Annotated in this window: 11 protein-coding genes; 6 read left to right on the top strand and 5 right to left on the bottom strand. The window is 67.5% G+C overall.

Annotation, left to right across the window (positions count from 1 at the left end):
• Window positions 1–103 precede the first annotated feature (103 nt).
• The gene (locus ACFQI8_RS18075) at window positions 104–1525 is read right to left on the bottom strand and encodes a substrate-binding protein (RefSeq protein WP_390247264.1); all 1422 of its coding nucleotides are present in this window, start codon (window positions 1523–1525) and stop codon (window positions 104–106) included.
• A 178-nt stretch (window positions 1526–1703) separates the two neighbouring features.
• Window positions 1704–2915 (bottom strand): Tm-1-like ATP-binding domain-containing protein, encoded by a 1212-nt coding sequence (locus tag ACFQI8_RS18070; RefSeq protein ID WP_390247262.1) that lies wholly within the window; start codon window positions 2913–2915, stop codon window positions 1704–1706.
• A 451-nt stretch (window positions 2916–3366) separates the two neighbouring features.
• Between ACFQI8_RS18070 and ACFQI8_RS18065 the strand changes: the two genes are divergently transcribed.
• Entirely contained in the window at window positions 3367–8580 is a 5214-nt protein-coding gene (locus ACFQI8_RS18065; protein WP_390247260.1) for a PVC-type heme-binding CxxCH protein, read from the top strand.
• A gap of 131 nt (window positions 8581–8711) precedes the next feature.
• Here ACFQI8_RS18065 and ACFQI8_RS18060 read toward each other — a convergent pair whose 3' ends face one another.
• The 3 genes from ACFQI8_RS18060 to ACFQI8_RS18050 all read right to left on the bottom strand — a co-directional run bounded on the left by ACFQI8_RS18060 (window position 8712) and on the right by ACFQI8_RS18050 (window position 11594).
• A complete protein-coding gene (locus ACFQI8_RS18060; RefSeq protein WP_390247258.1) occupies window positions 8712–10112 on the bottom strand; it encodes an alkaline phosphatase family protein in 1401 nt (466 codons plus the stop codon).
• Entirely contained in the window at window positions 10109–11305 is a 1197-nt protein-coding gene (locus tag ACFQI8_RS18055) for an inositol-3-phosphate synthase (protein WP_390247256.1), read from the bottom strand. Before ACFQI8_RS18055 ends, ACFQI8_RS18060 begins: the two co-directional genes overlap by 4 nt.
• 79 nt (window positions 11306–11384) lie before the next feature.
• On the bottom strand, window positions 11385–11594 hold the full coding sequence (locus tag ACFQI8_RS18050; RefSeq protein WP_390247254.1) for a hydrogenase expression protein HypA/HybF: 210 nt from the start codon (window positions 11592–11594) through the stop codon (window positions 11385–11387).
• A gap of 184 nt (window positions 11595–11778) precedes the next feature.
• Here ACFQI8_RS18050 and ACFQI8_RS18045 point away from each other — a divergent pair, with 184 nt between their 5' ends.
• From ACFQI8_RS18045 to ACFQI8_RS18025, 5 genes are all read left to right on the top strand, one after another.
• Window positions 11779–12558, top strand: coding sequence for a TatD family hydrolase (locus ACFQI8_RS18045; RefSeq protein ID WP_390247292.1), 780 nt, complete (start codon window positions 11779–11781; stop codon window positions 12556–12558).
• Between the two features lie 3 nt (window positions 12559–12561).
• Entirely contained in the window at window positions 12562–13437 is an 876-nt protein-coding gene (locus ACFQI8_RS18040) for a sugar phosphate isomerase/epimerase family protein (protein WP_390247252.1), read from the top strand.
• 45 nt (window positions 13438–13482) lie between these two features.
• Window positions 13483–14445 (top strand): UbiA family prenyltransferase, encoded by a 963-nt coding sequence (locus ACFQI8_RS18035; protein WP_390247250.1) that lies wholly within the window; start codon window positions 13483–13485, stop codon window positions 14443–14445.
• Between the two features lie 95 nt (window positions 14446–14540).
• Complete coding sequence (locus ACFQI8_RS18030; RefSeq protein WP_390247248.1) at window positions 14541–15392, top strand: sugar phosphate isomerase/epimerase family protein; 852 nt, start codon at window positions 14541–14543, stop codon at window positions 15390–15392.
• A 329-nt stretch (window positions 15393–15721) separates the two neighbouring features.
• Entirely contained in the window at window positions 15722–18103 is a 2382-nt protein-coding gene (locus ACFQI8_RS18025) for a PGF-CTERM sorting domain-containing protein (protein ID WP_390247246.1), read from the top strand.
• Window positions 18104–18251 lie beyond the last annotated feature (148 nt).

The raw sequence follows: 18251 nt of genomic DNA, 5'->3' as shown, positions 1-18251 counted from the left end.
AAAGCGGCGTTCGAGCAGTCGAACGCGGGTGGGATGCCCGCGTCGGGAGTCTCGACTGCCGAAAAAGGGAGTCTGGTACGTCGTATCGGGCGCGGTCAGGTCGTCACTCGTCTCCGTACTCGTTGTCGCCCATGGCGCAGTTGGACGCCGGGAACTCGCTGCACTCGTAGACGAGCGGGTCGGTCGTCTCGACGATTTCCGTCCGGATGCCGAGTTCCTCGGCGCGGTCGTCGCCGACGCCCTGCACCATGTACCACGGCCGTTCGACCTGGTGGTCGCACGTCCGGAACGCGGAGTCGCCCCACGCGAGGCTCCACTCGAACTCTTCGAGCGTTCGGACCACGGTCGGCGGGTGGAAGGTCCCGGCGTCCTCGACGGCGGCCGCGTACACCATCATCGACTCGTAGGTGTGCAGCGAACTCTGGTTGGGCGTCTCGCCGTACTCCTCTTGGTAGGACTCGACGAACACCTGACTCGGTTCGTTGTCGGCGTTCGGGTTCCACGGCTCCATGCCGAGAACGTCTTCGGCGTCCCCGCCGAGCGGGTCGAGAGTGAACGCGCTGACGTGCGGGATGATGACCTCGATGTCGTCGGTCAGGCCGGCGTCTCGCAACTGCGCGAGGCCGCTGGCCGCGAAGTTCCCGAAGCTGGAGAAGTACAGCGTGTCGGCCCCGGAGTCTTCGAGCGCCTGAATCTGGGAGCTGTGGTCGGTCTCGCCCTCCGCGATGGCGGCACCGCCGGCGTCCTCCCACGGTCCCTGTTCGGTGAGGTACTTGCGGGCGGCGTCGCGGTTCGACTGCCCGTAGGAGTAGTCCATGTAGATGTGGAACAGCGACCGGTCCTCGCCGAGGGCCGAGGGCGCGGCCTCGCCCATCGCCATCCCGATAATCTCCGCGTGGAACGTCGGGTGGAAGTAGTACCGCGAGCAGTTCTCGCCGGAGATGCCGGCGGACGTGGAGTTGCCGCCCATGAACGGGACCCTCTCCCGCTGGGCGACGTTCTGCATCGCCATCGTCACCGTGCTGGACATACCGCCCGTCCAGAACTGGATGTTGTCCCGCTGAATCATCCGGTCGATGTTGTCCTGTGCCGTGTCGGCGCTCCCGGCGGTGTCGGCCTTCGTCGGCTCGACCTGATAGCCCATGATGCCGTCGCCGCTCAGTCGGTCCCAGTAGTCGACGAGGCCGCCGCCCTCGTTCAGGTGCTTCACCGCGAGGTCGAAGCCCTTCTCCTGGTCTTGGCCGTCGGGACCCAACGCGCCGGAGGTCGGCCCGTTGAATCCGATGCTCACGGAGTTCCCCTCGGGCGGGAAGTTTCCGATGGCCTCGTACTCCTCGCCGCTGTCGTCGCCGCCGGACGTGTCCCCGCCAGATGAGTCGTCGCCGCCCCCGCCGCCGCTGTTGTTCTCGTCTTCGGAACCACCCCCACCGGAACAGCCCGCAAGCCCGGCCGTGAGTCCGGCCGTCCCGATTGCTTTCAGATAGCGTCGCCTGGATTCGTCAGTTAGCGCTGGTTGATTAGTCATGTTTCTTCGGAACGCTGGTAGTCACATGGTGTCATGGTATAGTTAAACTTTGTGATTATCCGGGTAGAAAACAGGTCGTACGGGCGATGTCGGGCGCGAAATCCCGTGCGCTGACGCTCCGGGCGTCGGTGCGCGGAGCGAAACGCGACGCTCGTCGCCGCGGTTGATGTCGGGCGTCTTACGCCGAGGCTCGCATCCGGCTGTCGATGGCCTTCGCGAGCGTGCGCGCGAACTCGTCGTCGTTGATGTTCGCCGGCGATTCGATGACCTCCACGTCGTCGTCGAGATGGTCGCGGAGCGCGTCGAACAGCGCGTCGTCGGCCTCGGGGTCGTGGAACTCCTCGCCCTCCGCGTCGAGCATCGAGACGCCGCCGAGCGGGAGCGCGAGCGCGGTCGGTCCGGTCGCGGCGTTGAGCTTCTCCGCGATGATGCGGCCGAGTTCGGCGTTCTCCTCGGGCGTCGTCCGCATCAACGTCACCTGCGGGTTGTGGACGTGGAACCGCCGGCCGTCGAACTCGTCGGAGATGGAGTCTTTCGGCCCGAAGTTGACCATGTCGAGCGCGCCGGTCGAGACCACCTGCGGGATGCCGCGCTCGGCCGCGGCGTCGAGCCGGTCCGGGCCCGCCGCGAGGACGCCGCCGACCAGTTCGTCGGCCCACTCGGTCGTCGTGACGTCGAGCACACCGTCGATGACGCCCTCCTCGATGAGCGACTCCATCGCTCGGCCGCCGGTCCCGGTCGCGTGGAAGACGATGGTCTCGTAGCCGCGCGCTTCGAGCCAGTCGCGCGCCGTCTGAACGCACGGCGTCGTGACGCCGAACATCGTGATTCCGATGGTCGGCTTCTCCTCGGTCTCGGCGTCCGGTTCGTTCGACACCATGCCGACCATCGCGAGCGCCGCGTTGGAGATAACGGTCCGCGAGAGCTGGTTGAGTCCCTCGATGTCGGCGACGGAGTACATCATCGCGATGTCGTGGTAGCCGATGTACGGCTCCGTGTCGCCCGACGCCATCGTCGACAGCATCAGTTTGGGGACGCCCATCGGGAGCGCGCGCATCGCGGCCGTCGCGACCGAGGTGTTCCCCCCGCCGCCCAGCCCGAGGATACCGTCGAGTCGCCCCTCGTCGTGGAGTCGAGACGCGACGACGGCCGCGCCGTCGCCCATGATTTCGATGGCTTTGCCGCGGTCGCCGGCCTCCCGAAGCGCTTCGAGCGTGCTTCCGCCCGCTTCGGCCACGGCCGCGGCGTCGGTGTCCGGGTCGAGTTCGGGTTCTCCCATCACGCCCACGTCGACGAGGTGTACTTCGAGTCCCTGCCCTTCGAGCACGTCGCGGGCGAACCCGATCTCCTCGCCCTTGGTGTCGAGCGTGCCGACGATGACGACGCTCATCGCTCACCCGCGGCGGACCGCTCGCGTCGGGCCGGTCCGTCCCCGTAGTTCGAAACCCCGACACCCCGCGGCGTCGCCGTCGGTACGACAGACTGTGTGTATGCGCGGTTCATACTTGCAACCGTGGCAACACGACAGACTATCATTAACATTTGGGTTGGTCCAACGTTCACCGACTGCTGCGGTGGAGAACCTCGCGGCCTCTGCTTACCATCGGACAGTACATTCAAGTAATATTAGTTCATGAAATTTGGTAGCCCAACACAGTGAGCCGACGGGAGTAATGGCTATACTCCTGTTACACCCCGGCCGCCAGGTCGGGCGAGCAGGCGGGAGGGAGCCGTCCGTCCGTCGGTCCATTGACGGGGTACGCGGCTGGACTGCGGTCGCGAGAGCGGCGCAGCCTGTAATCGCACGGTAACCAACGACGACAGCGACCGACGCAACACACATGACACACGACGACGACACGACACGGGAAGCGAACGCCGACGACGGCGACAGCGAGCGACTGAACATCAACAGGCGCGACTTCATGAAAGTGAGCGGCGCCGGGGCGGCGAACTTCCTCGGAGCCAGCGGCGTCGCGCAGGCGAAACAGCTCACCACCGACGACACGATTCGGCTCGTCGCGACGGAGGGCGACGTCCTCGCGGCGTACACGAACGAGGAGTCGGTCATCGAGGGGTCCGGCCTCGCCGACGCGATATCCGACTGGCGTCAGGGCGGCCTGACGACGAACTCCCTGTTGGAGGGAATCAACAGCTGGCGCAACGGGACGGAAATCGAAACCGCGGCGGACTCGTTTTCGTGGGTCGCGACCGCGCCCGACGAGATGGCGGACACGGCCAACCCGACGCTCGTCATGCACGAGGGCGAGGAGTACGAGATAGAGCTCTCGAACGCCATGGACGAGGACATCACGTTCGTCCTCGCCGACCCGACCGGCGAGGAAATGCAGTCGTTCTCCACGATGCAGGGGTCGGGCGACTCGGAGACGGTCAGCTTCACCGCCGAGTCGTCGATGGCGATGTACTACGCCGAGGAACACCCCGAGCAGATGCGGGGGAGCGTCGAGATAACGCCGCCGCCGGCCGAGGACAACATCAGCGTCCTCATGATGGGCGGCCCACAGGGCGGCAGTCACAATGGTCCCGCCCGGCAGGTCCAGCTCACCGAGTACATGCTGAACCGCGGCATTGAGGTCCAGTACACCGACCGCCTCGCCGACCTCGAACCCGACGTGCTCCACCGCTACGACGCGTGGATCATGATGGACAACCGCGGCGCGAACTACGGCCAAGAGCTGACCGCGGAACAGGAGCAGTCAATCGTCGAGTTCGTCGAGAACGGCGGCGGCTTCATCCCGATTCACAGCGCCTCGGCCTGTTTCACCGGCTCGGACGCCTACATGAACCTCGTCGGCGGCGAGTTCGCCGACCACAACTACGGCGAGATGACGACGAGTTTCGCCCAGCCGAACCACCCGATTCTGTCGAACCTCGACCCCATCACGGTCGAGGACGAGACGTACCGCCACACGAATCTCAACGACGACATCAACGTGCTCGCCCACGGGCAGTTCCCCGACGGCGACAGCATCCCCGAGTACGACGAGGGCCGCGAACAGGGCGAGCCGTGGTCGTGGACCCGAACGCAGGGCGACGGCCGCGTCTTCTACACCGCGTGGGGCCACGGCAGAGCGCCGTGGGCCACGGACGGCTTCAAGGCGCTCATCGAGAACGCGATTCGCTGGGTCACGAAGAACGAAGACACCATCGCCGACGACACCAAGGTCCTCAACGACCTGGAGTTCATCGACGCCGACATCCCGTACTATCCGCCGCCGGAGGGGAGCCTCCTGACGCCGGAGGTCCCCGAGGAGGTCGGAAGCGGAACGAGTTGGAGCAAGATGCAGCGGGCGCTGAATCCCAGCGAGACGGTCCGGCGGACGATTACGCCGGAAGGCTTCGACCTCAAGCCGTTCGTCACCGAGGCCGACCTGCCGGACGACGCGAAGGGGAACATCCTTGACGCGAAGTTCGACGAGCAGGGTCGCGTCTGGCTGTCGGTCACCCGCGACTACCCCAACGAACTGGGGCAGAACCGCGACAAAATCGTCGTCTGCGAGGACACCGACGGCGACGGGCAGGCCGACGAGTTCACCGTCTTCGCGGACGGGCCCTCGATTCCGCCGAGCATGGTGGTCGTCGACGACGGCGTCGTCGTCACCGACCTCGATGACCCCGGCGAGAGCGGGAAGTTGGTCCACCTCGCCGACACGGACGGCGACGGACAGGCCGACGAGCGAACCGTCCTGTTCTCCGGGTACGGTAACGGCGACACCCACGCCGGTCCCAACGAACTGGTCCACGGCATCGACAACTGGATTTGGGGTCAGGTCGGCTACTCCGGATTCAGCGGCACCATCGCCGGCGAACAGCGGGACTTCAGCTCCTCGGTCTACCGCTTCAAGCTCGAAGGCGGCTCGGTCACCGACTTCGAAATCGTCGGGGCGCTCCCGGGGAATCAGGCCGGCCTCGGCTTCACCGAGGAGGGCCTCGCCTTCGGTTCGGCGGCGACCTCCGGGCGACCGAGCAACTACTTCGCCATCCCGCATCAGTACTACGACCTCATCGAGGGGACCGGGCCGAACGACTTCGGCGCGGCCTCCGACTCGAACCGGTTCCTGCCCGTCACCGACCGCGTCCGGCAGGTCGACCTCCACGGCGGGTACACCGCGGCGACCGGCCACACCATCTACACGGCGCGCGAGTACCCCCAGAAGTACTGGAACAACACCGGCTTCGTCGGCGACGGCACGGGTCACGTCCTCGGGTCGTTCTTCCTCTCGCAGGACGGGGCGGGCTACAACACCCACTACGCCCACAACATCGCGGGCGGGACCGACGCGTGGTTCGCGCCGTCGTACTCCTCGGTCGGTCCGGACGGAATGCTCTGGTTCATCGACTGGTACAATTACATCTACCAGCACAACCCGACGCCCGGCGGCTTCGAGAACGGGCCCGGGAACGCGTACATGACCGAGGTGCGCGACCACGCCACCGCCCGACTCTTCCGCGTCGTCTACGGCGACGATGACGGCTACGAGCCGACCGACCTCGCGGACGCGAGCGTCTCGGAGCTCGTCGACGCGCTGTCGAGTTCGAACATGTTCTGGCGGCGGACGGCCCAGCGGCTGTTGGTCGAACGGAACGAGACGGGCGCGCTCTCCTCGCTCGTCGACCTCGTCACGACGGAGACGCTCGACGAAACCGGCCTCGACCCGGCGGCGATTCACGCGCTGTGGACGATGCACGGACTCGGGGCGCTCGACGCCGACACCGGGAACAGCACCGCGATTCAGGCCGCGCTCGGCGCGCTGACGCACTCCTCGCCGGGCGTCAGGCTCACCGCGCTCCGCGTCCTCCCCTCGACGACGGACACGCGGGGGGCGATTCTCGACAACGACCTCCTCAACGACGAGGACGGTCGGGTCGCCATGTGGGCGCTCGTCGCGCTCGCGCAGACGCCGGCCGACGACGCCTCCGGCGAGGCGGTCTACCAGATGATTAGCGACGAGTCGAACTACCGGGACACGGTCCTCGTCGACGCGGCGTCGCTCGCCGGCGCGACCCACGCCGACGGCTTCATCCCGGCGTACGAGGCCAACGAGGACACGAGCGACGGCGGGGACGACGTTGACTCCCTCCCGAACCTCATCGAGAACCCCTCGTTCGAGACGCCCGCCGGCGGCGAGACCGGCGACTCCGACGCGATGCCCGTCGGCTGGTCGACCACGGGCTACTCCGGCTCGCCCGAGTTCACCTACGCCGAGACCGGCTACGAGGGCGACCGGAGCGTCCAAGTCTCGTCCACCGAGGGAGCCGACGCCTCGTGGAACGCGACGGTCGCGGTCGACCCGAACACCGAGTACACCCTCTCCGCCTACGTCAGGACCGACGGCCTCCAACTCGTGGACGGCACCGCAATCGGCGAGGGCCCGCTCGGCGCGACCATCAGCGTCGAGCAGATAGCGAACACGGACTCGGGCACGCAGTGGGACACCATCCCGTCCGGACTGACCGGCACCAACGACTGGACGGAACTGAGCACCACCGTCAACAGCGGTGACCTCGAAGAACTCCAGATTAACTGCCTGTTCGGCGGCTACGGCGAGGCGACGGGGACGGCGTGGTTCGACAGCATCTCGTTGACCGACCCGGACGGCAACGACGTGCTCTCGAACGGTTCGTTCGAGGAGAGCACCGGCGGCAGCGACCCCACGATGCCCGCCGACTGGTCGACGAACACGTTCGCGGGCACCGCCGAGTACACCTACGCGGACGCGGGCCAAGACGGAAGTCAGAGCGTCCAAATCTCGTCCACCGAGGGCGCGGACGCGGTCTGGCTCGCCGACGGCATCTCGGTCCAGCCCGAGACGGAGTACACCCTCAGCGGCTGGATACGGACCGAGAACGTGCAGGCCAGCGACTCTGCCCGCGGCGCGCTGTTCAACGTCCACAGCACGGACTTCGAGACGGAGCCGCTGACCGGGACGAACGACTGGACGGAGGTGACCACCACGTTCACGACGGGTGCCGACACCACGACGGTCCAACTCAACTGCCTGTTCGGCGGCTACGGCACGGCCACCGGGACGGCGTGGTTCGACAACGTCTCGCTGACCGACCCCGACGGGAACAACCTCCTGCCGAACGCCTCGTTCGAGGAGGGAGCGGGAACCGACTCCTCGTCGGACCCCGAGAGCCCGGCGAACTGGGAGGGTATCACCTACGGCGGCACGGCCGAGTTCACCTACACCTCGGACGTGGCGCGGACGGGCGACTACAGCGTCCGCGTCGACTCGACCGAGGGCGCGGACGCGTCGTGGACCCAGTACCTCGACGGCCTCGAACCGAACTCCGAGTACCGCTTCCGCGCGTGGGTCCGGACCTCGGACGACTTCAGTAACTCCGAGGACGGCTCCGGCGAAATCGGCAGTTCCTACGGCGTCACCATCAACGTCCACTCACTCGGGCAGGGCTCTGTCACCGACTACTACACGGAGCCCGTCGACGACTGGCAACTGCTCGAAACGACCTTCTCGACCGGCGCGTCGCCCGGCGAGTTCCAGTTCAACCTGCTGTTCGGCGGCTGGGGCAACGCCACCGGCACCGCGTGGTTCGACGACACCGAACTGAAGCGCGTCGGCGGCTCCGGCAACGGGCTGGAACTCGTCTACGACCGCGTCACCGAGCACGTCGAGGCGACCGGCGGCGGCGACGACGGTGGGAGCGACGATGGCGGCAGCGACGTCATCCCGTCCGGGTCGACCATCGAACTCGAAGCCGAGAGCAACGAGGCGTGGACCGGCGTCGCGCCGTCCGGCATCGCGGACGCGACGAACCCGACGCTCACCCTCGAAGCCGGCGGCGAGTACACGGTCACGTGGACGAACCGAAACGGCGCGCCCCACAACTTCGAAATCGTCAACGGCGACGACTCCGTCGTGAACGACATCTCCACGTCGTACCTCTCGACGCAGGGCGAGTCACAGAGCGTCACGTTCACCGTCACCGACGCGATGGCGGAGTACGTCTGTCGTGCCCACAACTTCCGGATGCGCGGCACCATCGAAATCGCGAGTTCGGGAGGCAACTGAGCGGGCGAACCGCGTTCCGACTGCGGTTTGCGGCGTCTTTCTTTCGCGTCGTATCCACCGAACCATCGAGCCGTGCGGAAAAACAGTAACCGAGAGCGTCGCGGCTGGACCGTCGCCGGCCCCGTCGTATCCTACACCTGTGCCCCGGCGAACAGCGACGGGCGCTCGAACGCGAGCGACACGTCCTCTGCGATGCCGAGGAGGTCCGCGACCGTCGGGGCGAACCGTCGAGCGTCGACGACCTCGCCGGGCGAGCCGTCGGGTGCCGCCGGCCCGCCGAAGCCGTAGAAGCCGCGCGTCTCGGGGTCGATGCGTCCGTGTGACCCCGACACCGTCGACGGGTCGAGCGTCACGAGTCCCTCGTCGCCGAGGAACAGTTCGCATGGGTCGAACCCGGGCTTGGCGTGGATGTCCATCTCCGTCGCGTACGACGGCGCGTCGGCGTCGTCGGTCCACCAGTAGTACTGGAACCACGCGTCCGCGTCGGCGACGACGACGAGGTCACCGGCGTTCGGGTGGTCCGCGTCGCCCCGCGCCTCGCCTTCGAGCACCGCGTCGACGCCGGGGAGCGCTTCGAGCACCTCTCGGGCGGCCGCCGGCCGGTCGGTGTACACGTGCGCGATTTGGTGGTCGACCATGGCGAACGCCGACGACCCGGTGATATCGACCTCGCCGCCGCCCTCGCCGTCGTCGCGCACGGAGAGCAGGCCCGCCTCGCGGAGCGCCCGGTTCGGGAACACCGGGGTGTCGACCGCGTTGAAGCCGTACTCGTTGACGACGCCCACCGCCGTCTTGGACCAGCGGGGCGTCGCTGCGAGCCAGTCGAGGAACTCGCCGACGAGATCGTCGACGACGCCCACCGCCTCCCGGAGTTCCGGCGAGTCGGGGCCGTGTCGCTGGGCGTCGTAGTCGAGGTGCGGTACGTACACCCACAGCAGGTCCGGGTCGCACCGCGCTATCGACTCCCGCGCGGCCGCGAGAATCCACTCGCTGCTCCGCTCGTCGGCGACCGGCCCCCAGTAGTTGTGTAGCGGGAAGTGGCCGTACTCCTCGCGGAGGTCGTCGTAGAAGCCGTTGGGGTTCGTCCAGCAGTCCATCTCGACGAGGGTGTTGTCCTCGTCCTCGATGGGCGACGGCGTGACGGCCACGTCGGCGCTCGTCCCGATGAGGTGTTGGAAGAACAGCGCGCCGGTCGTGAGTCCGGCCTCGTCGCTCGCGGCCTCCCACAGCCGGGTTCGCGTCCCCCGGTCGCGCTCCCAGAACTCGGCGACCTGTCGCTCGCGGTCGAACTCGCCGCTGGACACGTCGCCGTGGGCCGCGGGCGACTGCCCGGTCGAGAGCGTCGTCTGCGCGGGGACGGTGACGCTCGGAAACGAGGGTTCGAGCGGCCCCGACGGTTTGCCGGCCAAGAGGTCGGCGACGTTCGGTGCCAGTCCCTCGTCGAGGTGTTCCTGCTGGAGACCGACGATATCGAGGACGACGACGCGACCGGCACCGGACGCGTTCGCGTTCGAGGGGCTGTGAGTCGTCACAGTCCCTCCGCGTGGCGCTCCGCGTAGTCGTAGAGGAGGCGGAACTGCTCGGACAGTTCGTGGCTGTCGACGCCCTCGGGCGACTTGAAGAAGGACGCGAGATGCGGCATCGTCCCGCCCTCGCCGCGCTCGTCGGCGAAGGCGGCCAGTCGGACCAAGTCGAGAACGAGCGGGGCGGCGAGCGCCGAGTCGGCGCCCTCCCACGTGAACTGCATCTTCATCTCCGTCCCGAGGAACCCTCGGAAGTGGACGTGGTCCCACGCGGTCTTCCAGTCGCCGAGCGACGGCGTGTAGTCGATTCGGACGGCGTTGTGGGTCTCGTAGCCGAGGATGTCGTCCAGCAAGCTCCCTTTGCTCTCTATCTTCCCCGCCTTGTTCGCGTCGTCTTCGAGGACCAGACCGTCGCTGTTGCCGAGGATGTTGTGGCCCTCCCACGAGAGGACGCGCAGGTTCCGCCCCGCGAACATCGGCCCGAGGGCTGATTTCATCAGCGTCTCGCCGGTCTTCCCGTCGCGGCCCATGTGCGGCACTCCGTTTCGCTCCGCGAGTTCGCGGAGGCCGCCGAGCGAGGAACCGGTACTGGGGGTGAAGTTGACGTACGGGTGGCCGTCGAGGAGCGCCGCGTACGCGTACAGGGAACTCGCGGGGAGGTTCGGGTCGTCGCGCTCGACCGCCGCCTCGAACGCCGCCAACGTCTCGTAGTCGCCGGGCGTCGGAATCGGCGGCTCGGTCGACGCGGCGTTCACGACGACCAGCCGGTCGACCTCCTGCGAGTCCGCGAAGGCGGCGTAGTCGGCCCGTATCTCCTCGACGATGTCGGCGACCGACACGTCGTCGCCCGGCGTCTCCGAGGACATCCCCTCGACCGCCTCGCCGCACCGGCGCGCAGTCCCGAGTTCGACGCGCTCGTCGATTTCGCGGAGGTCCTCGCGGACCGCGTCGAGGGTGTCGGGTGCCACGACGCCGCCGTGACCCGCCATCTCCTTGGTGGTCTCCTCGATGCGCTGGGACCGGATGTCGTGGCCCCCGAACACGAGGCCGTCGACGGCGGGAAGGTCCAGCGCGGCCACGGGGTCGCGGGCCGTCACCATCCCGGTCGTGTCCGCGACTCCGCGGGCGATTGCGCGCGCGCCGGTCATCGAGACGCTCGCGACGTTACCTCTGGCTCCGATAATCCACACTCCGACTGTCATCGACTCACGATTGCGGTGGGCGATACATAACCTTGTCCGTCAATCATGTTGTTTCTCTGCCGGTGCCGGGCGCGACCCCTCACCAGTCGAGGTCGGTGTCGGCGTCCCGCCTGTCGAGTTGGTCGCCGTGCTTGCTGAAGTCGAGATCCCGGTCGAGGACCGTCTCCTCGGGGTGTCGCCACGTCTCGTCGCAGTCGACGCAGCGCCACTCCTCGTAGGGGCGGCCATCGTCGGGGGTGACGCGGTTCGATTCTATCGGTTCACCACAGAACGGACAGTGTTCCGGCATTCGATTACGGCGTCGGCGCGGACGAGTAAATAGCTGTCTCCGCCGTCGCTCGCAGTTGCTTCGCCCGGTCGCTTCGCCCGGTCGTTGCGCCCCCGTCCCCCGGTCGTCACCGAATCCACCGAAACAATAATTAACTACCATCAGAGAGGTAGGTCACATGTCGATACCAATTATCGACCCGCACATGCACATGGTGTCTCGCTCGACGAGCGATTACGAGCGCGCACGGCTCGCGGGCGTGGAATGCTGCGTCGAACCGGCGTTCTGGAGCGGGACGGACAAGCAACACGCGGCGTCGTTCTTCGACTACTTCGAGCAGATAATCGAGTTCGAGACCGACCGGGCGGAGCGGGCGGCGGGCATCGACCACTACGTCACCGTCGGCCTCGAACCGAAGGAGGCGAACTACCCCGAGATGGCGGAGGCCGTGATGGACGGCCTCCCCGACTACCTCGACCGAGAGCACGTCGTCGGCCTCGGCGAAATCGGACTCGATCAGGGGACCGAAGCCGAGGAGTACGCGTTCAGACGCCAGCTCAGGATGGCGGAGGAGCGCGAACTGCCGGTCATCATCCACACCCCGCACACCCAGAAGCCCGAGGGGACCGAGCGACTCGTCGAGATGATTCGGGAGGAAGACGTGACCGAAGAGCGAATCGTCATCGACCACAACACCGAGAACACGGTCGATATCTCGCTGGGGACCGACTGCTGGCTCGGCTTCACGCTCTACCCCGGAAAGATAGACGCCGAGACGACCATCGACGTCCTCGAAGAGTACGGCACCGACAAGATGCTGCTCAACAGCGCCGCCGACTGGGACCCCTCCGACCCGCTCGCAGTCCCGAAAGCCCGAGACAAGATGCTCGACCGCGGCTGGGACCGAGACGAGGTCCGAAAGGTCGTCTACGACAACCCGCGGGAGTTCTTCGGCCAGTCGCCGAACTTCCACTACGAGGTGTGACCGATGGAGTTCGGCTTCTCGATGAACGCGTTCCGGCAGCGAACCCTCAGCGAGGGGGTCGAGGCAATCGCCGACGCCGGCTACGACGGCGTCGAAATCCTGCTCGACGACCCGCACCTGTTCCCGGGGACGGCCGACGGCGACGACCTCGAACGCGCTCGGACGCTCCTCGACGACTGCGGTATCGACGTCAGCAACTGCAACGCCTTCATGCTCAGCGCCATCGAGCCCTCCGCCGAGAGTCGGGCGGCGACGTTCAACCGCGACACCGAGGCGTTTCACCACCCCTCGTTCGTCGAACTCGACCCCGAGGACCGACAGGCGCGGGTCGAGCACACGAAGAACGCGCTCGCCACCGCCGCCGCGCTCGGCTCGGAGAGCATCTCGGTTCCGCCGGGCGGACCGGTCCCGGAGCGCATGTCGCGGGCCGATGCGCTCGACGCGCTCGTGCGGGGCCTCCGCGAGGTCACCGACGCCGCGGAGAAACTCGGTGTCGACGTGCTGGTCGAGCCCGAACCGCACCTGCTCACCGAGACCTCCGAGGACTTCCTCGACCTCGTCGACCGGGTCGATTCGCCCCGCATCGGCTGTAACTTCGACGCGGGACACTTCTACTCGGTCGGCGAGGACCCGGTCGAACTGGTGGAGACGCTCGCGCCCCACACGCCACACTACCACCTCGAAGACATCCCGGGGGACCGCACCCACGAACACACCCAACTCGGTGAGGGGGCGATGGACATCGACGGCTTCCTCGAAGCGGTCGAAGCGACCGGCTACGACGGCTACGTCACGGTCGAACTGTACCCCTATCAGGAGACCGCGGCGGAGACGGCCCAAACCGCGATGGAGTACCTCGAAGCCCATGGCTGGGCCTGACCGCCCGAGTCGGACACGAATCCCCGTCCGAGCGACTGACCCACGATGAACCGAACGAACGCGACCCCCTCGACCGGCGGGCTTCGACGCTCACTTGCGACCCTCGCCAGACTCGTCCGCGCCCCGAACCTGTTCACCGCGCCGCCCGACGTCATCCTCGGGGCGGTGCTGGTCAGCGGCGGTCGCCCGTCGGTCCAGCTCTCGTCGCTCGCCGGCGTCGCGCTCGCCTCGGTCCTGCTGTACGCGGCGGGCACGACGCTCAACGACTACGCCGACGCCGACGAGGACGCTCGGCTCCGCCCGGAGCGACCGATTCCGTCGGGGGGCGTGTCGCGCACGCGAGCGAGAAACCTCGGCGTCGCGCTCCTCTGTGTCGGCGTCGTCGTCGCCGCGGTGGCCGGAGGACCGGCCGCCGGCGTCGTCGCCGCCGCCCTCGGTACGCTCGTCGCGCTCTACGACGGCGCGCTCAAGGGCACGCCGCTCGGCTTCGCGGCGATGGGTGGCTGTCGGGGAGCGAACGTCGCTCTCGGCATGGCTGTCGCCGCGGGGTCGCCCGCCGCTCCGACGGCCCTGACGGTCCCAGCGTGGGTGTACCTCGTGCCGGTCGTCGTCGCGCTCTACATCGCCGGCGTCACCTACATGGCCGAGCGGGAGACCGCGACGGGCGATTCGCGGGCGGTGCTGGTCGGAATGGCCGGTGTCGGACTCGCGGTCGGGTCGGTGGTCGCGGCCGCCGCGGCAGTCGGCATTGAGCCGCGCGACACCGCGACGCTCGCCGTGGCTGGGGGGCTACTCGTCTGGTTCGCGGCGTGGACCGGCCGCGACCTCCTGACCGCCTACGCCGACCCCCGACCGGGCACTATCGGCCCCGCGGTCGGCACGTGCGTCCTCGGACTCGTCGTGCTGAACGCGGCGGTCGCCGGACTGCTGAGTCCCGCGTGGGGTGTCGTCGCGGCGGTGTTCGTCGTCCCGGCGGTCGGCCTGTCGACGGCGTTCGACGTGTCGTGAACTGACCCGGCGCGTCGGCGACGCGGGGCATCGCGCTCCGTCTCGACCGTTGACAGTACCAAAACAATTATTCATGTGTGACTGTACCACGACGTATGGTACAGTTAGCCTTCTCTACGAACGGGTACTCGCGTTTCGACCTGCCGGAGGCAATCCGACGAATCGCCGACCACGGCTACGACGGCGTCGAGATACTGGCGGACGAGCCGCACGCGTTCCTCGCCGACTTCGACGAGACAGATCGCGAGCGCGTCGTGACCGCGCTGGACGAGACCGGACTCTCCGTGTCGAACATCAACGCGAACACGGCGTGCGGTTACTACGACGACGCGCCGCCGTCGGCGTTCTTCGACCCGGCCATCATCTCGGCCGACGAGGAGGACCGCCGGTGGCGAATCGAGTACACGAAGGCCGCGCTCGACTTCGCCGCGCTGCTCGACGCGCCCGCGGCGTGCGTCGCAAGCGGGTCGGTGCTCCCCGGAACGCCGCCGAGCGAGGCCTACGACTACCTGCTCGAATCGCTCGATGAACTCACCGACTACGCCGAAAACGTCGGCGTCGACCTCGGTATCGAGTTCGAACCGGAACTGCTCGTCGAGTGCACCGAGGAGGTGCTGACGCTCATCGACGACGTGGAGAGCGACGCGCTCGGCGTCAACCTCGACGTCGGCCACGCCGCCGTCTGCGGCGAGGACCCCGCCGAGAGCATCCGACAGTGCGCCGGTCACATCACCGGCATCCACCTCGAAGACATCGAGGGCGGTCGGGGCGGGAAGCACTACCATCTCATCCCCGGTGAGGGCGACCTCGACTTCGAACCCGTCTTCGGCGCGCTCGACGACATCGGGTACGACGGCTTCGCGACGTTCGAACTGTACACCTACCCCGACGAACCCGACGAGGCGGCCCGACGCGCGCGAGACGAACTGGTCGAATACGTCCGCTGACGAGCGGACCACCGGCGCGAATTCGCGGTTCGAGAAACCGGACAGCGACCCGAGCGGGTTCGGACTCCCACGAGCGGCGTCCCGTGAGTGGCGTCGCGGTCCGCCCCGACCCGCAGCCGTTCCGGGATAATCGTTAACTATTTGCATGGCGCTTTCGATTCACACGCTGACTGCATGCTTTCCAGCGAGAGCGAGCTATCCGCATCCAGAGGTAGCGCGCGCCCGAGACGCCAGTCTCCCGACCGACGAGTCGAACCGACACCGCCGGCGACCGCGCCCCGCCGAGACGAGCCGAAGCGGCCGTCACAATCCGGGTCCGCTCGCGCATCATGAGACCGGACATTTCACGGCCGGGGCGGTCGACGGAGCTCCGGCACGCGCTTCCGGTCGTCGTGGTGACGGTTCTCTTGGTGGTCGGTTCGCTCGGACTGGGCGCGGCTATCGCGCCGGTCGCCGCGGACGCTCACGGCGGGACCCTCACGCGGACGGTCGACGACACGACGCTCGCGTCCGGCGAGTCCACCACCGTCACGGTGGAGATAAACGCCTCCGAGCGGGGGAACTTCACCGTCGTCGAGGAACTGAGTCCGGGCTTCGCGTCGGTCGAAATCGTCGACGACGACGGCGCGGACTTCTCCGGCGTCCGTGACGCCAACGACGAACTGTTCGCCACCTACGGCGACCGAGAGAACGTCACGCTCCAGTACCGCGTGACCGCCGCCGACTCGGCGAACGCGACGACCCACGAACTCACCGGCTACGGCGACTTCGGACTCGAAGACATCCGAGCCACGACCACCGGCGACGGGGAGATCAGCGTCTCGGCCGATGGCGGGTCGAGCGTGATTCGGTCGGTCGACGACGCGACGCTCGCGCCCGGCGAGTCGGCGACTGTCTGGGTCGCCGTCGAACGGGACCGGGCGGCGAACTTCACGCTCGTCGAGGAGTTTATCCCCGCCTTCGGCTCGGTCGAAATCGTCGATGCCGACGGCGCGGACTTCTCGGGCGTCCGCGATGCCAACGACGAGCTGTTCGCCACCTACGGCGACCGAGAGAACGTCACGCTCGTCTACGAGGTGACCGCGGCTGACGATGCGACGGCCGGCACGGTCTACGAGTTCGACGGCTTCGCCGACGTGAACGGGTCGCAGTCCGCGACTGACGGAACTACTGAAATCGACGTACAGGAGTCGAGCGATGACGGCGATGTCTCGGCCGCCCGATCCATCGATCGCGCGACGCTGGAACCGGGAGGGTCCACCACGGTTCGGGTCGCCGTCGACCGCGACCGGGCGACGAACTTCACGCTCGTCGAGGAGTTCAGCCCCGCCTTCGGCTCGGTGGAGATAGTTGATGCCAACGGCGCGGACTTCTCCGGCGTCCGTGACGCCAACGACGAACTGTTCGCCACCTACGGTGAGCGGGAGTTGGCCACGCTCGTCTACGAGGTGACCGCGGCTGACGATTCGACGGCCGGCACGGTCTACGAGTTCGACGGCTTCACGGACGCGAACGGCTCGCAGTCCGCGACCAGCGGGTCCGGCGAAATCAGCGTGCAGGCGTCGAACGACGACTCCGGCGCGGTTCGGTCGGTCGATGACGAAACCCTCGCGCCCGGCGAATCAGCCACGGTACGGGTCGAGGTCGACCGGGACGAGGCGACGAACTTCACCGTCATCGAGGAGTTCAATCCCGCGTTCGCGTCGGTCGAAATCGTCGACGACGACGGGGCTGATTTCTCCGGCGTCCGTGACGCTAACGACGAACTGTTCGCCACCTACGGCGACCGCGAGAACGTCACCCTCGTCTACGAAGTGACCGCTGGCGACGACGCGAACGCCGGCACGGCGTACCAGTTCGACGGCTTCACCGACGTGAACGGGTCGGAGCTGACGACCGGCGGCACCGACGAACTCGACGTTCAAAGCGAATCCGACGACAACTGGGACCTCACTCGCTCGGCAGACGACACGACGCTCGAACCCGGTGAATCGACCGTCGTCTCGGTCGAAATAACCGGCAACGAGACGACCAACTTCACGCTCGTCGAGGAGTTCAACCCCGGCTTCGCGTCGGTCGAAATCGTCGACGACGACGGCGCGGACTTCTCCGGCGTGCGGAACGCCAACGACGAGCTGTTCGCCACCTACGGCGACCGAGAGAACGTCACGCTCCAGTACCGCGTGACCGCCGGCGAGGACGTTGACGAAGACGCCTCGTACCAACTCGGCGGGTTCGCGCAGTTCGACGCCGACGGCACGGAGATGGACGTCGACGGCGTCGAGTCGCTCGCTGTCGGTTCCGACGGAGTCGCTGGCGGTGGCGGCGGTGGCGGCGGTGGAGATGACGATGACGACGACGAGAGTGGTGATGACGACGACACAGATGACGGGAGCTCCGACACGCCCGAGTCCACGGACTCCCCGGACGACGGCGACGATGACGACACCGACGACGACAACGGTGACGACGGCGGTGACGACTCGGGTGATGGCGACGACTCGGACGGCGACTCGGGCGACGACTCGGGCGACGATGACGACGGGTCGGACGACGACTCGGGCGACGGAGCGCCCGAGACGGCGACCCCCGAGACGGAGACGTCCGTGACGACCACGACGGACACGCCCGTTCCCGGGTTCGGTGTCTCGGTCGCGCTCGTTGCGCTCGTGCTCGGCTCGGTCCTCCTCGCACGGCGTCGAGCGAACTAACGGGACGACGAGACGGTTAGCCCTCCTCGCACGCTCTTCGCTCCCTTCGAACCTCCGCCGACTCGCGCGCGCCGTTAGTCCCTCGACTCGCGTTCTCGGGCCTGAATCGGACATTCAGAAGTTTTAATATAATAACTCCCAAGTCGTA

The organism is Haloferax chudinovii (genome assembly GCF_042663345.1).
GTDB lineage: Archaea > Halobacteriota > Halobacteria > Halobacteriales > Haloferacaceae > Haloferax > Haloferax chudinovii.
Note: the sequence above shows the minus strand (reverse complement) of the source record. Positions and strands in the feature narration are given on the sequence as shown.

What these genes read in the sequence shown, in the direction of transcription:
- ACFQI8_RS18075 (WP_390247264.1), bottom strand. Translation starts at nt 1,525, where the DNA reads ATGACTAATCAACCAGCGCTAACTGACGAATCCAGGCGACGCTATCTG.
- ACFQI8_RS18070 (WP_390247262.1), bottom strand. Translation starts at nt 2,915, where the DNA reads ATGAGCGTCGTCATCGTCGGCACGCTCGACACCAAGGGCGAGGAGATC.
- ACFQI8_RS18065 (WP_390247260.1), top strand. Translation starts at nt 3,367, where the DNA reads ATGACACACGACGACGACACGACACGGGAAGCGAACGCCGACGACGGC.
- ACFQI8_RS18055 (WP_390247256.1), bottom strand. Translation starts at nt 11,305, where the DNA reads ATGACAGTCGGAGTGTGGATTATCGGAGCCAGAGGTAACGTCGCGAGC.
- ACFQI8_RS18050 (WP_390247254.1), bottom strand. Translation starts at nt 11,594, where the DNA reads ATGCCGGAACACTGTCCGTTCTGTGGTGAACCGATAGAATCGAACCGC.
- ACFQI8_RS18045 (WP_390247292.1), top strand. Translation starts at nt 11,779, where the DNA reads ATGCACATGGTGTCTCGCTCGACGAGCGATTACGAGCGCGCACGGCTC.
- ACFQI8_RS18040 (WP_390247252.1), top strand. Translation starts at nt 12,562, where the DNA reads ATGGAGTTCGGCTTCTCGATGAACGCGTTCCGGCAGCGAACCCTCAGC.
- ACFQI8_RS18035 (WP_390247250.1), top strand. Translation starts at nt 13,483, where the DNA reads ATGAACCGAACGAACGCGACCCCCTCGACCGGCGGGCTTCGACGCTCA.
- ACFQI8_RS18030 (WP_390247248.1), top strand. Translation starts at nt 14,541, where the DNA reads ATGGTACAGTTAGCCTTCTCTACGAACGGGTACTCGCGTTTCGACCTG.
- ACFQI8_RS18025 (WP_390247246.1), top strand. Translation starts at nt 15,722, where the DNA reads ATGAGACCGGACATTTCACGGCCGGGGCGGTCGACGGAGCTCCGGCAC.